This is a genomic window from Sulfurovum xiamenensis, from assembly GCF_030347995.1.
Taxonomy (GTDB): domain Bacteria; phylum Campylobacterota; class Campylobacteria; order Campylobacterales; family Sulfurovaceae; genus Sulfurovum; species Sulfurovum xiamenensis.
Map to the genome: position 1 here is coordinate 289,212 of NZ_JAQIBC010000003.1, position 14,712 is coordinate 303,923.

The following is a 14,712-nucleotide window of genomic DNA, read 5'->3' on the forward strand; positions in this document are numbered from 1 at the left end:
ACAATAAAGAAGATTAATGAAACACAATACCTATAAAATTATTATTAATGGTACTGTACAAGGCGTAGGATTTCGCCCATTTATTTACCAACTTGCCACACAATTTAGTCTTATGGGTACAGTTTCTAATGATACAAAAGGTGTAGAAATAATCATTAATACTACAGAAAAGATATTACATAATTTTTTACAAAATATAAAAAATGATTTACCCCCATTAGCCTCTATTGATAGTATCCATACAGAAACTATAGAACTTAAAGCATTTAAAGATTTTCAAATTATTTCAACAAATAAAGAGGGTAAAAGAACAGTGCGAATACCTCCAGATGTGAGTATCTGTAAAGAGTGTCAAGCTGAACTATTTGACCCTTCTAACCGCCGCTACGGATATCCGTTTATTACTTGTACAAATTGCGGTGTTCGTTATTCTATTATTAATGATTTGCCCTATGACCGTAAAAATACTTCTATGAAATTTTTCGATATGTGCAATACATGTGAGAAAGAATATACAAACCCACTGGACAGACGCTATCATGCACAGCCAATTGGATGTTGGGATTGTGGACCACAGTTAGCATTATTTGGTAATGCGGGTCAGAATGTTTTCAGTTCAAAAATTATCGATAAAACAGTAGAACTTATCTCTAAAGGAAATATCATTGCTATCAAAGGTGTAGGGGGTTACCATTTGATATGTGATGCGACCAATGATGCTGCTGTGCAGAAGATGCGAGTACGTAAAAGACGACCGTCCAAACCATATGCAGTGATGGTTTCCAATCTTGAAGAAGCAAAAAAAATAGCTGTTATCAATGAACATGAAGAGGAACTACTCATGTCCAAAGAACGTCCAATCGTATTATTGGATACTAAAGAGAAAAGCTATAGTAAACATGTAGCACCAGGCATTTCGAGGATAGGACTCTTTTTACCGTATACTCCTTTGCATGTATTACTGCTTAAAAAACTTAACAGGCCTTTAGTTGCTACTTCTGCCAATATAACCGATGAGCCTATCTGTACAAATATGGAATCACTTAAGAAGTTACAGAGTGTATATGACTATGTACTAGATCATAACCGTGACATAGTCAATGGCTGTGATGATTCTGTGGTGATGGTTGTTGAAGAGCGACAAATAATACTTAGACGAGCAAGAGGATATGCACCTTCGAGCATCAAACTTCCATTTAAACTAGATCAAAACATATTAGCTCTTGGAGCAAACCAAAAAAGTACTGTTGCCATAGGTTTCGACAAAGAAGTCATACTCTCTCCGCATATAGGTGATTTAAACAGTATTGATTCTGTAGGATATTTTAAAAAGAATATACAAACGTTAGCACGTGTTTACGATTTTACGCCGGATATTGTGATGTATGATAAACATCCAAACTATGAATCGACTAAATATGCTTTAGCTAATTATGAAAATACAAGAGGTGTCCAGCATCACTATGCACATATCTTAGGAGTCATGGCAGAAAAGAAAATAACAACTAAAGTATTAGGTGTAGCATTTGATGGAACAGGATATGGAGATGATGGTAAACTCTGGGGTGGTGAATTCTTAGTTTGTGATTATGAAGGATTTGAGAGAGTAGCACATATAAAGTACTTCAAACTATTAGGAGGAGCTAAAGCCATTAAAGAGCCTAAAAGAGTAGCCTTGAGCTTACTATTTGATATATATGGAGAAGATGCTTTAAGTCTGGATATACCAACTATAAAAGCTTTTTCTTCTGAGGAGTTAAAGACATATTTTATTGCATGGGGAAAAGGATTAAATTCCCCATTAAGCTCTTCCGTTGGGAGAATTTTTGATGCTGTGGCATCTTTACTTGGTGTATGTCAGGTGATGAGTTATGAAGGGGAGAGTGGCATCTTGCTTGAAGAGTTGTATGATGATAGGGTAGAAGGATATTATCCTTTTGGATACAATAATGGAAAAATTGACATACTCCCCATCATAAAAACTATGCTCTCAGAGCAACATATTAACATAGCTGTCTCAAAGTTTTTCCATTCCATCGTAGAGATAATTTGTACAATACATAAGCAGCATAATCTACCCCTTATCTTAAGTGGAGGAGTGTTTCAAAATAGGATATTACTTGGCTTAGTTTTACAAAAGATACCTGAAGCTATTATTTCTAATGCTATTCCACCAAATGATGGCGGGATAGCATTAGGACAGATAGTATTTAGTATGCAAAAACAATTAAAAAATAAAGGAAAATAATGAAACATCCCGTAAGAGTAAAACTTGAGGCTGGTGAAAAATATCTTTTTTGTACTTGTGGCAACAGTGATGATGGGGTACTATGTGATGGAAGCCATAAAGGAAGTACATTTGTTCCTAGAGAATTTATTGCTACTAGAACAGCTGAAAGTTATCTTTGTAGATGTAAAAAAAGTTATAATGGGGTATATTGTGATGGAAATCACGCTAAAAGAGAAAGTCTAAAATTAGATTTTTTAGATAGTTGATTGCCACCATACCCTTTAAAGCGGATACTAGAATGGTTTCAAATCTATTTATATTTTATCTTAGAACCATTAGTTATCATTAATGGATATCCGTAGACTAATATCTTATTCTCCCTGTTAATTCATTCCTAATATTTAATCTCAGTACTCATATACAAGTATAAAATTACTATTCTAAGCTTTTTATATTATTTATTTTCTTTTAATTTAAACCCAACAACTTCCCATTACATCGTACTTATATGGTGATTATATATTTTATTCTTATAAAAAAATATGTAAATCAATAGATATACTTGACATTATTATTAAAAGATGATAAACTTCAAAAATAATATATGAATGACTATTCATTCATTAAATTATAAAACTTTATTTAGGAGTCGAAATGAATAATATAGTAGAGAGTAAATATACACTTATTGATGAAAATCAGCTACGTATCGTAGCAACATTAGTGGCACTAACTATGGTAGCTTATGTATTTTTGGGCTATAAAAGTTTATTGATATTATTGATCTATCATTTTTTTATTAGTATATATTTGTCACCTTCACTGAGCCCTCTAGAATTCATAGCAAATAGAATTTCCTTATTATTTAGTTATAACTTGAATAACAAGGAGACGTCAGAAAAAGAGTTTGCTTTGCATCTTGCACTTTTTATCACTTGTGGTTTGATAGTCCTGGAATTATTCGGATACATAAAATTGGAGTCTACTTTAATTTTACTGTTGGTAATTTGGAAAATAGTGGAAGCAAGTACGAAAATATGTTTTGGTTGCAAACTTTATCAGTACATAAAGAAAAATGGTATTGAAATAATTTCATTGTAAATATTAAGAATAAAGAATAAAAAATGAAAGAAAAGGCATATAGATCAATAATAAAAACGATTTCTTGGAGAACAATAGGAACACTTGACACTGTAGTCATATCATATTTGATAACTAGTAATTTCAAAATGGCTGCATCAATTGGTTCGATTGAACTTTTTAGCAAAATGATTTTATATTATTTTCATGAGAGAGGTTGGAATAAAGTTAGTTTAGGAAGGCATCAGTCGAGTAAAGATGATCAGAGTATATAAGTAGGAGAAAAAATGGAAACAAAAATAATAATAGAAAGTTTAAATAGAAACTTTAAAGGTAAGTCACCTTCTGAAAAATTAGAATATTTTTTGGATAACTACCAAGGTAAAATTGGACTTTCTTCAAGTTTTGGTGCTGAAGATCAGGCTTTAACAGATATGGTCTTAAAAATTGATAAAGATGTACGTATTTTTACACTTGATACCGGACGATTACATCCTGAAACCTATGATGTTATGGATGCAACAAATTTAAAATACAACAGGAAAATAGAGGTTTATTTTCCTGATACATTACGTATTCAAGAACTTTATAAAACACAAGGTGTAAATGGCCATTATGAAAGTATGGAAAATAGAAAAAATTGTTGTTTCGTAAGAAAGATTGAACCTTTACAACGAGCACTTAAAGGATTGGATGTATGGATTACAGGATTAAGGGCAGATCAAAGCGTGACAAGAACAGAGATGCCTTTTGTAGAGTATGACGATAATTTTAAAGTGATTAAAGTTAATCCATTGATAGATTGGAGTGAAGATGATGTATGGAATTACATCAAAGAAAACCAAGTTCCATATAACAAGCTTCATGACCAGGGATTCCCAAGTATAGGGTGTGCCCCATGTACAAGGGCTGTTAAAGAAGGTGAAGATGTTAGAGCTGGTAGATGGTGGTGGGAAGACCCAGAACATAAAGAGTGTGGCTTACACAAAAAATAAAAAAGGAAAAAGATGATAAGTACAGAAAGACTAACACATTTAAAACAACTTGAAGCTGAATCTATACACATTATGAGAGAAGTTATATCAGAATTTAATAATCCTGTGATGATGTATTCTGTAGGTAAAGATTCAGCCGTAATGTTACATCTTGCTTTAAAGGCTTTTGCACCTGCAAAATTGCCTTTTCCACTTTTACATGTGGACACTAAATGGAAATTTAAAGAGATGATTGAGTTTAGAGACCAGAGAGCTAAAGAAGAAGGATTTGAATTATTGGTTCATTCAAACCCTGAAGGAATTGAGAAGAATATAGGGCCATTTACCCATGGTTCTGCTGTTCATACTGATGTTATGAAAACACAAGCTTTAAAACAGGCACTGAATAAATATAAGTTTGATGCAGTATTTGGTGGAGCACGTAGAGATGAAGAAAAATCTCGGGCAAAAGAAAGGATCTATTCTTTCAGAGATAAGAATCATCGATGGGATCCAAAAAACCAAAGACCGGAACTGTGGAATCTTTATAATGCTAGAGTGCATAAAGATGAATCAATTAGAGTTTTCCCTATTTCTAACTGGACAGAATTGGATGTCTGGCAATATATATACCTTGAAGGTATTCCAATTGTCCCATTATATTTTGCAGCAAAAAGACCTGTTGTTGAAAAAGACGGTGTCAAGATTATGGTTGATGATGACAGAATGCCAATCGAAGAAACGGATGAAGTGAAAGAAGAAATGGTTAGATTTAGAACTCTTGGATGTTATCCATTAACAGGAGCAGTAGAATCAACAGCTGCTACCTTACCTGAGATTATTCAAGAGATGTTATTAACAAAAACGAGTGAACGACAAGGTAGAGTGATTGATAATGACTCAGCTGGTTCAATGGAAAAGAAAAAAATAGAGGGGTACTTTTAAGATGTCAATACAAGAAACTAAAATAGCAAACGATATAGAATCGTATTTGAAAGAACACGAGAATAAACAATTATTAAGATTTATTACCTGTGGTTCTGTTGATGATGGTAAATCTACTTTAATAGGAAGACTACTGCATGATTCTAAAATGATTTTCGAAGATCAATTATCAGCTATAAAAAATGATAGTAAAAAAGTTGGTACAACTGAAGGTGAATTTGATTTAGCCTTATTAGTTGATGGTTTACAAAGTGAAAGAGAACAAGGTATTACAATTGATGTTGCCTATAGATACTTCACCACTGATAAAAGAAAATTTATTATTGCAGATACACCTGGTCACGAACAATATACAAGAAATATGGCAACAGGTGCATCAACTGCAGATTTGGCAATTATTTTAATTGATGCCAGATATGGTGTTCAAACTCAAACTAGACGACACTCATTTATTGCAAAATTATTAGGTATTAAACATATAGTGATTGCCGTGAATAAAATGGATTTAGTTGATTTTAGTGAAGAAAAATATAATGAAATTTGTGAAAACTATTTAGTTTTTGCAAAAGAACTGGGATTAACGGAAGATATTACCTTAATTCCATTATCTGCATTAAATGGTGACAATGTTGTCAATTTAAGTCCTAGATCACCTTGGTATAAAGGTGACACTTTAATGCATATTTTAGAAACAATTGAAATTGATCAGGATAGAGATTTATCTCACTTCAGACTTCCTGTTCAATATGTCAATCGGCCAAACTTGGACTTTAGAGGTTTTTGTGGAACTGTTGCATCTGGGATTATTGAAGTTGGTGATGCTATTACAGTTTTACCGTCAGGTAAAAGTTCGACAATAAAAGAGATTGTAACCTATGATGGAAACTTAGAATATGCATATACACAGCAGGCAATTACGTTAACTTTAAATGATGAAATTGATATTTCAAGAGGTGATGTAATCGTAAAAAGTGATGAACAGCCAGATAATGCAGCAAATTTAGATGTTGATATTGTATGGATGGGTGAAGAGCCATTAGTTAAAGGAAAACAATACTTGATCAAAAGGGCATCAACTCAAACAGTAGGTTTAATTGATAGTTTTTATTATAAAACAGATGTAAATACATTGGAACAATCAAGTACCAGCGTATTAAACCTAAATGAAATAGCAAGAGCTAAACTAGATTTGGAGCAGAGTATTGCTTTTGATCCATATGAGCATAATAAAGCAATGGGTTCATTTATTATTATTGACAGAATTACAAATAATACTGTAGGTGCAGGAATGATTAGAAATAGATCAGAAAACCAAGATAAAAAAGAATTAAACCATTCTGATTTTCTAATTGAATTAAATGCATTAGTCGAAAAATACTTTCCTCATGGGAAAAGTAATATGATTGTATAGGATAAAACAATGGCAAGAGAAACAGCAGCACAAAGAGTAGAGAGAATTAAAAGTGAAAAAGACGGCCTCTCTGTATTGGCAGATATTAAAGAGTATGCTATTTCAAACAAGGAAATTGATCCTGAAGATATAGATAGATTTAAATGGTATGGTCTTTATACTCAGAATAAAAATTTACAAGATGATAATGATGAAACATTATATTTTATGTTAAGAATTAAATTGGAACAAGGAGCTATAAATGTAGATCAACTAAGATGTTTATCGAAAATATCAGAGGAGTTTGCAAGATCTACGGCTGATTTTACAACAAGACAAGATATACAATTTCATTTTATAAAAGTAATTGATCTTCCTGAGATATTTGAACGTATTCAGAATGTTGGATTGAGCTCAGTATTTGCTGCTGGAGATGTTCCGAGAAATGTTGCAACATGCCCTGTTACCGGCATAGATAAAGATGATCTATATGATACAACTTATTTAGCTCATGATATAAATAATTATCTAAGGGGTAATCCTGAACTTGTTAATTTGCCACGAAAATATAAAATAGGAATATCTGGTTGTAGTAAACACTGCATGGGACATGAGATACAAGACTTATCATTTACAGCTGTTAAGATTGATGGTGAAGTATTGTTTGCAGTTAGTGTTGGTGGGGGATTAGGTTCCAATAAAAAAATAGCACTACATTTGGGCTATGTTTTAGCAGCACAAGTCCTTGATACGGTAAAAGTCATAACTACTGTTTACAGAGATCATGGTCTAAGAAAAAGTAGAAAGAAAGCTCGATTAGGACATTTGATTGATGAATGGGGATTGGATAAATTCAAAGCATGTATAGAAGAGAAGCTTGGATTTGAATTAATAAAAAAACCAAGTTTTAAAGCTACTCCTTATGCACGAAGAGAACATTTTGGTATTCATAAATCATCTATAGCAGGGTATTCATACATAGGATGTGCAATCAATGGTGGGCATATTGGTTCAAAAGGATTAGCAGATTTAGCAGATATTTTAGAAAAATACCAAGCGACCACAATTAAAGCAACGAACACACAAAACTTTATTGTTTTAGATGTTCCGGATAAAAATTCAGAAAAATTAGCCAATACGCTATTGGATATAAATGTTGATGCAAGACCTAGTCCTTTTAAGGCTAGAACTATTTCCTGTACGGGGATAAAGTTCTGTAAATTTGCTGTCGTTGAAACAAAAGATCAGGCAATACTTTTGGCATCATATTTAGAAAAAAGATTTCCTAATTTTGATGAAACTGTGTCTATATCTCTTAATGGATGTCCAAATTCTTGTGCACACCCACATGTTGTTGATATAGGATTAATGGGTACAAAAGTTAAAGATGAAGAAGGAAATTCAGTTGCTGGATTCGAACTCATATTAGGAGGTAATTTAGAAGGTGAAGTCTCAAATTTTGGTCTTAAAACAGGTATAAAGATATTACCAAAATATCTTAATAGAACTGTTGAAAGTATTATTGAACAATATATTAACAGTGGACAAAATGGATTACATGGGTTTTTAAAAGAGAATATAGAAAATGAAAACTTTATAGAATCATTACGAGAGGTTTGGATAGAAAGATGAAATCTAGAAAAACTTTACCTATATTACTGAAAGAGCAACATATTCTTTTGTTAGGTGGTGGTAAGGTTGCATTACAGAAAGCAGAAGTATTGGCTGAAAACAATATTTCATTTTCTATTATAGCTAAAGAAGTACATCCTAAAATATACACATTATGTAATGATATACAGAAAAAATCCTTCAAAACTCAAGACATTAAAGATACTCTTGTAGTGATAGATGCAACAGGAGATGACGAAGTAACTGAAAAGATTTTAGAGTATAAGAAGAAACACCCTATCTTGCTAAATGTTGTAGATATACCACAATGTTGTGACTTTTACTTTATGGCACTGACAAAAAATGCACCACTACAGATAGCAGTGTCAAGTTCAGGTGCAAGTCCTACCGTAGCTAAATATTTTAGAGATAAGTGTCAGTCACTCATTCCTGACAACATCGATACATTTTTAGATACGTTGCAAGTAGCAAGAGATAAAGGTATGATTGCAAGAGAAAAAACGCTTAAAAAAATCGAAAAGATGACAACGAAAGCGTATCTGGTAGGCTGTGGCCTGGGAGATCCTGACCTACTGACCCTCAAAGCCTATAATATTATAAAAGATGTGGATGTTGTACTCTATGATCACCTAATATCTAATGAGATAATGGCTATCGTACCAAAGCATACAAAGAAAGTCTTTGTCGGTAAAGAAAAAGGGTTTCATACAAAATCACAAGAAGAGATCAACAAATTGATAGGCAAATATATCAAAAAAGGTTATTCTGTTGCACGATTAAAAAGTGGTGATCCTTTTATCTTTGGCCGTGGAGCAGAAGAGTTACTCTATCTTACGCAAAAAGGTATTGAAACTGAAGTGATACCAGGTATCTCTTCAGCGATCTCAGGACCGCTGATGGCAAATATCCCTATCACTGCCAGGGATTACAGCAATGCTTTTACTGTAGTCTCTGCTCACTTAAAAGGTAACGCTATCAATCTTGACTGGGTACCTATGTTAGAGAATAGAGAGCATACGGTCATTGTACTTATGGGACTTACCCGTATCAAAGAGATCGTACAGCAGGCAAAAATACTGGATATAGATATGAACACTTCTTGTGCCATTATCTCAAATGCCAGTAGAAAAAATCAGTCGGTTCAGGTGGGCACACTTGATAATTTGAGTGTACTTTCTTTAACAGCAAAAAGACCAGCAATTATTGTTTTTGGCAAGGTTGTTGATTTCTTGCATAAGTTAGAAAAAAATTATACTCACAAAATTTAATTTTAAAGGATTCATTATGTCACAATCATGTCCTATTTCAATTCATCGTATTGATGCACATTTTGTCCGTTTTGTTGCATTTGAAGTATTAATTATTGGTTTACTTCTCTTAATAACAGAACATCTATTTTTTTCTTTTCTTTTATTATTTGATTTTTTGATTCGTACTTTAAAAATAAATAAATTAAGCCCTTTTACTAACATAGCAAAACTTATCATTCACTGTTTAGATATGAAACCCAAGTTTTGTGATGAGGCCCCCAAACGTTTTTCACTTTATTTAGGCTTGGGAATTGTTGCTTTCTTAACTTTTTTTCTGACCTTTGGATATACTGAAATTGCAACTATATTAGTTATTGCCCTGTTAATTTGTGCTTTTTTAGAGGCGGCTTTTGATTATTGTGTAGGTTGTAAGGTTTATTATTATCTTCAACATTTTGTACGAATCAATAGAAGAAAATAAAAATATGAATATATTAAACAAATATTCCTTGAAGAAAAAGGATATATAGTATATGAGCTGATCAAATCAGTTAATATCTATGTTGCACTACGATTTTAAATCCGTTATGATAATTTTAAAGAGTGAATTAATTCACTCTTTGAATAATTAAACCGCCACTCCGCTTCTTTTAAATAAAAAATAAACTGCTCATTACTCACACCTTTATACTGCAGTATAAATTCTTCAAAAAATTCCCAGAACTGAGTAATAGTATTTTGTGCTTTAGTAAGTTTTGTTATTTTATTGAAACGTAGGTATTTTAAGAGGATTTTTTGTTCTTTTTCATCGGCTATATCGAAGTTGAAATGTTGCAGAGTCGGCATCATAAGGTTATACACTTTGTTCTCATATGAAAGCGTGAGGAAATGTTGGAGTTTATGTATATTCTTTTTAATCTTTAGTGTTTTGGGTAGATAAAGGTACTCATCATAGCCTGTAATATTTTTAGCATGTAGTTGGTATTGTTCATCTGCATAAAGAGCAATGGCAATTCTGAAGTTTTCGTAATATTTTTGTACGGTAGAAAAATGCATTCCAGTTTTGATGGATGTTTCTCTAGCATTGTACCCTTCAATGAAGAGTGAACGTAATTTTTGTTCTCGTTCCAGTTTCCGAGGGCTAAATTTACGTTTGCATTGACCACATTTACGTTGATTGTCTTTAAGTAGATAGGTATAAGGATATTTACAATAGATACATTTCATTCATTAGTATACATTTTAGTCCTTAAAATAGAGTAGAAAGTATATATTTAATATATATTTAATAATTAAATACTATTATAGTGAATAAGTATTCACTTTTAAAGGAAAAACAAATGGAATTATCATTACTTGTGGTTTTTTGGTATGGATTACTTCATGCATTTGGCCCTGATCATCTTACTGCAATAGCTGATTTTTCTATAGGAAAAAATAAAAGTAAAACACTACGTATCACTGCACTATTTGCTATAGGACATGGACTTAGTCTTTTTCTGTTTGCCAAAGTATTACAATCTATAGATATTTCAGAAAATGTTTTAGCATATGGGGATATTATCTCAGCTGCAGTTATCATTATTATGGGTATGTACCTTCTTTATATGGTTGCAACATCTCGCATACAGTTACGTAAACACATACATGATGACAAAGAACATATACACATATGGTTTGGCAAATCACATGAGCATAATGATGACAATATGGCTAAAACTTCTTCACTTACACTGGGACTTCTTATGGGGGCAGGCGGTGTTAGAGGTATGCTTATCACACTTGGTGCAGTACAAGGTGGCATGGTTGACTTTACAATGGTAACAGCATTTACACTAGGTGTAATGCTGGTCTTTGGAGCATTTGGAATGGTAATGCTTTATGTGAATCAAAATTTTTTAGGCAATCTTACAAATGTAAGAAGAACTTTTGCTACGGCTGGTGTCATTTCACTGATTGTAGGAACAAATATATTAATAGGATAGGAGAAAATATGTGTACAGATTGTGGTTGTAGTATTAGAGGAATGGAAGAGCATACTCATGTGGATTCTCATAGTGAAGAGGGGCATAGTCATTCTCATGAACATCAAAAAGCACATGAGCATTTACATCATAACCCACAGCTAAATGATTCAAAGACAATTTCGGTTATACAAAAGATACTTGATAAAAATGACCATGAGGCAGAACATAATAGAGCTCACTTTGAAGCTAAAGGTATACTTGGCATTAACCTAATGTCTAGTCCTGGTTCTGGTAAGACAACACTTTTAGAATACCTTGCTGATGTGGCAGAGTTCAAGTTTGGTGTGGTTGAAGGAGACTTGGAAACAGAACGTGATGCTAATCGTCTTAAAGCCAAGGGTATACCTTCTATGCAGATACAAACAGGTACAGCATGTCACTTAGATGCTTTTATGGTGCATAAAGGATTACACGATATGCCACTTGACGACCTAGATGTCTGTTTTGTAGAAAATGTAGGAAATCTAGTCTGTCCTGCAAGTTATGATGTTGGAACACATTTAAACATCGTACTGGTCTCAGTGCCTGAAGGTGAAGACAAAATAGCTAAGTATCCAGTCATGTTTCGTCAAGCTGATCTTGTACTTATCACAAAAACAGATTTACTTCCACACTTTACATATGATATAGAAGCAGAGAAATGTGATGCAAGACGTATCAAGCCGAATGTAGACATACTTGAGGTCAATGTGAATGATATAGATTCAGTCAAGGCAGTTGCAGACTGGATAGAATTTAAACGTAAAATGAGGGGTTAATATGTGTTTGTCTATTCCAAGCAAAGTTGTAAAAATTTCAGATGATAAAACCATGTGTACCGTCGATACGATGGGTGTAGAGCGTGATGCGAACCTTATGATGATGGGTGATGATGATATACAAGTGGGTGACTATGTCTTGCTTCATATTGGTTTTGTTATGAACAAGATTGATGAAAAAGAAGCAATGGTTTCTATAGAGACCTATAAAGAGATACTTGAAATCATGGATGAGGATGAGAGGCGAAAGACCATACTTGATGATGATGAATGTCCTAACAGGAGTGAATGATGGCACTGGAACTTAAAAACCTATATGATGACTTTCGTGATGGAGAGACTATTAAAGCTTATGCTCAGATCATTGCTGAGGATGCAAAGAAATTAAAAAACCCTATTAACATTATGGAAGTATGTGGTGGACATACTCATACCATAATGAAGTTTGGGTTACTTCAACTCATGCCAGATAATGTTAACTTTATCCATGGACCTGGTTGTCCTGTGTGTATTATGCCCAAAGAACGAATTGACCATGCCTATGTTTTGGCTATGCAAGAAGATGTTATTTTAGTCACTCTTGGTGATATGATAAAAGTCCCTGGTAGTAACGGAAGCCTACAAGATGCCAGAGCTAAAGGAGCAGATGTACGATTTGTTTACTCTCCTATGGAGTGTATTAAAATAGCACAAGAAAATCCAGATAAAACGGTGGTTTTCTTTGCCATAGGATTTGAAACGACAACGCCGATGACAGCTGTACTTGTAGAGCATGTTATTAAGCAAAAAATACCCAACATTTTATTTCATATCAACCATGTAACAGTACCTGAAGTGATGGTGGAACTTATAGACAGCCGTGATGTACATGTTGATAGTTATAACAACAGAATAGATGCATTTTTGGGACCAAGTCATGTAAGTGTAATTAGTGGATCAAAAATATATGATAAATTTCCAAAAGATTATGGTCGTCCTGTGGTGGTCTCTGGGTTTGAACCTGTTGATGTAATGCAAGGTATTAGTATGTTAGTAAAACAGTTTATAGAGGAGCGCTGTGAATTGGAAATCCAATACAAAAGAGTGGTCAATCATGAAGGAAATTTGAATGCTCAAAAACTCATAAATACTTATTTTGAAAAAATGGATCTTTTTAGATGGAGAGGACTGGGAAATGTACCTGAAAGTGGGCTCAAACTGAAAGATGAGTTTGCCTCTTTGGATGCAGAAGTTGTCTATAAAGATGTACTTCCTATTGCAGAGATAGAAGACCATAAACTTTGTATCTGCGGTGATATATTAAGAGGTATGGCAAAACCAACTGAATGTACTATCTTTGGAACAGCTTGCAAGCCTACGACTCCGATTGGAAGTTGTATGGTTAGTAGTGAAGGAGCATGTGCAGCTTATTATAAATATGGAAACCTAATATGACAAAAACAGTAACTATTGCCCATGGAAATGGTGGAGAAGAGAACAATGAACTCATTAAAAAAATATTCTATAAACACTTTGAAAATGACATTTTGGCCAAGAGTGAAGATGCAGCAGTTATAGAAGATGGGAAACTTGCTTTTACGACAGACAGTTTTACAGTTAGTCCTCTATTTTTCTCTGGTGGAGACATAGGAAAACTTGCAGTATGCGGTACATGTAATGACTTGGCCATGATGGGTGCAGAACCTAAATACATGACATGTTCTGTGATTATCGAAGAAGGTTTCTCTACACGTGATCTTGAAAAAATAGTTAAGAGTATGAAAAATGAGCTTGAGATAAATGGTGCCATTGTTGTAAGCGGTGACACAAAGGTTGTACCCAGAGGCAGTGTAGATAAGCTTTTCATCAATACTACAGGTATTGGCGAAATAGTACATAAAAATATATCTGCATCGGCTTTAAAAGAGGGCATGAGTATTTTAGTAAGTCGTGATGTTGGTACACATGGTGCAACTATATTTGCAGCACGTGAGGGGATTGAGCTTGAAAGTTCATTACAAACTGATTGTGCCTCATTATACCCTCAAATTAAAGCATTAATAGATGCTAATATAAATATTATTGCATTGAGAGATGCTACTCGCGGGGGTGTTTCGGCTGTACTCAATGAATGGGCGAGAAGTTCAAATGTGTGTCTGGAAATAGAAGAAGAGACTATCCCTGTACAAGAAGAGGTAAGAGGTATCTGCGAAATGCTCGGGTTTGAGGCTATTGATCTTGCAAATGAAGGAACTTTCGTTCTAGCAGTGGCTAAAGAGGATGAAATGCAGGCTTTTGATGTGTTACAGAAAACGCATATAACTTCAGCGATCATTGGTACTGTAACAGAGTTACATAAGGGGAAGGTAATACTAAATTCTTCATGGGGGACAAAGAGATTTTTGGACTTACCAACGGGTGAATTATTACCTCGTATTTGTTAAAGG

Annotated in this window: 16 protein-coding genes; 15 read left to right on the forward strand and 1 reads right to left on the reverse strand. The window is 33.6% G+C overall.

Annotated elements, in window-relative coordinates:
* Positions 1–16 precede the first annotated feature (16 nt).
* From hypF to PF327_RS07120, 10 genes are all read left to right on the forward strand, one after another.
* Positions 17–2,248, forward strand: coding sequence for a carbamoyltransferase HypF (gene hypF / locus PF327_RS07075; protein WP_289401884.1), 2,232 nt, complete (start codon positions 17–19; stop codon positions 2,246–2,248).
* The gene (locus tag PF327_RS07080; RefSeq protein ID WP_289401885.1) at positions 2,248–2,496 is read left to right on the forward strand and encodes a CDGSH iron-sulfur domain-containing protein; all 249 of its coding nucleotides are present in this window, start codon (positions 2,248–2,250) and stop codon (positions 2,494–2,496) included. Before hypF ends, PF327_RS07080 begins: the two co-directional genes overlap by 1 nt.
* A 388-nt stretch (positions 2,497–2,884) precedes the next feature.
* A complete protein-coding gene (locus tag PF327_RS07085; protein WP_289401887.1) occupies positions 2,885–3,331 on the forward strand; it encodes a DUF4395 family protein in 447 nt (148 codons plus the stop codon).
* A 23-nt stretch (positions 3,332–3,354) separates the two neighbouring features.
* Positions 3,355–3,585, forward strand: coding sequence for a DUF2061 domain-containing protein (locus PF327_RS07090; protein WP_289401888.1), 231 nt, complete (start codon positions 3,355–3,357; stop codon positions 3,583–3,585).
* A 12-nt stretch (positions 3,586–3,597) separates the two neighbouring features.
* Entirely contained in the window at positions 3,598–4,305 is a 708-nt protein-coding gene (locus PF327_RS07095; protein WP_289401889.1) for a phosphoadenylyl-sulfate reductase, read from the forward strand.
* A gap of 12 nt (positions 4,306–4,317) precedes the next feature.
* On the forward strand, positions 4,318–5,229 hold the full coding sequence (gene cysD / locus PF327_RS07100; RefSeq protein WP_289401891.1) for a sulfate adenylyltransferase subunit CysD: 912 nt from the start codon (positions 4,318–4,320) through the stop codon (positions 5,227–5,229).
* 1 nt (position 5,230) lies between these two features.
* Positions 5,231–6,640 (forward strand): sulfate adenylyltransferase subunit CysN, encoded by a 1,410-nt coding sequence (gene cysN / locus PF327_RS07105; protein ID WP_289401892.1) that lies wholly within the window; start codon positions 5,231–5,233, stop codon positions 6,638–6,640.
* 9 nt (positions 6,641–6,649) lie between these two features.
* On the forward strand, positions 6,650–8,251 hold the full coding sequence (locus PF327_RS07110; protein ID WP_289401893.1) for a nitrite/sulfite reductase: 1,602 nt from the start codon (positions 6,650–6,652) through the stop codon (positions 8,249–8,251).
* Entirely contained in the window at positions 8,248–9,519 is a 1,272-nt protein-coding gene (gene cobA, locus PF327_RS07115; protein ID WP_289401894.1) for a uroporphyrinogen-III C-methyltransferase, read from the forward strand. Before PF327_RS07110 ends, cobA begins: the two co-directional genes overlap by 4 nt.
* A gap of 16 nt (positions 9,520–9,535) precedes the next feature.
* Positions 9,536–9,982, forward strand: coding sequence for a DUF4395 domain-containing protein (locus PF327_RS07120; protein ID WP_289401895.1), 447 nt, complete (start codon positions 9,536–9,538; stop codon positions 9,980–9,982).
* 104 nt (positions 9,983–10,086) lie between these two features.
* Here PF327_RS07120 and PF327_RS07125 read toward each other — a convergent pair whose 3' ends face one another.
* Positions 10,087–10,728, reverse strand: coding sequence for a transposase (locus tag PF327_RS07125; RefSeq protein WP_289401896.1), 642 nt, complete (start codon positions 10,726–10,728; stop codon positions 10,087–10,089).
* Between the two features lie 113 nt (positions 10,729–10,841).
* Here PF327_RS07125 and PF327_RS07130 point away from each other — a divergent pair, with 113 nt between their 5' ends.
* Genes PF327_RS07130 through hypE form a run of 5 tightly spaced genes read left to right on the forward strand, consistent with a single transcriptional unit; the run spans position 10,842 to position 14,709 of the window.
* Complete coding sequence (locus PF327_RS07130; RefSeq protein WP_289401897.1) at positions 10,842–11,486, forward strand: hypothetical protein; 645 nt, start codon at positions 10,842–10,844, stop codon at positions 11,484–11,486.
* A gap of 8 nt (positions 11,487–11,494) precedes the next feature.
* Positions 11,495–12,286, forward strand: coding sequence for a hydrogenase nickel incorporation protein HypB (gene hypB / locus PF327_RS07135; protein WP_289401898.1), 792 nt, complete (start codon positions 11,495–11,497; stop codon positions 12,284–12,286).
* Position 12,287: 1 nt separating this feature from the next.
* Complete coding sequence (locus tag PF327_RS07140; RefSeq protein ID WP_289401899.1) at positions 12,288–12,578, forward strand: HypC/HybG/HupF family hydrogenase formation chaperone; 291 nt, start codon at positions 12,288–12,290, stop codon at positions 12,576–12,578.
* Positions 12,575–13,720, forward strand: a complete 1,146-nt coding sequence (hypD, locus tag PF327_RS07145) for a hydrogenase formation protein HypD (protein ID WP_289401901.1) — start codon at positions 12,575–12,577, stop codon at positions 13,718–13,720. The genes PF327_RS07140 and hypD overlap by 4 nt, the downstream gene beginning before the upstream one ends.
* On the forward strand, positions 13,717–14,709 hold the full coding sequence (gene hypE, locus PF327_RS07150; RefSeq protein ID WP_289401902.1) for a hydrogenase expression/formation protein HypE: 993 nt from the start codon (positions 13,717–13,719) through the stop codon (positions 14,707–14,709). The genes hypD and hypE overlap by 4 nt, the downstream gene beginning before the upstream one ends.
* The last annotated feature ends 3 nt before the right edge of the window (positions 14,710–14,712 follow it).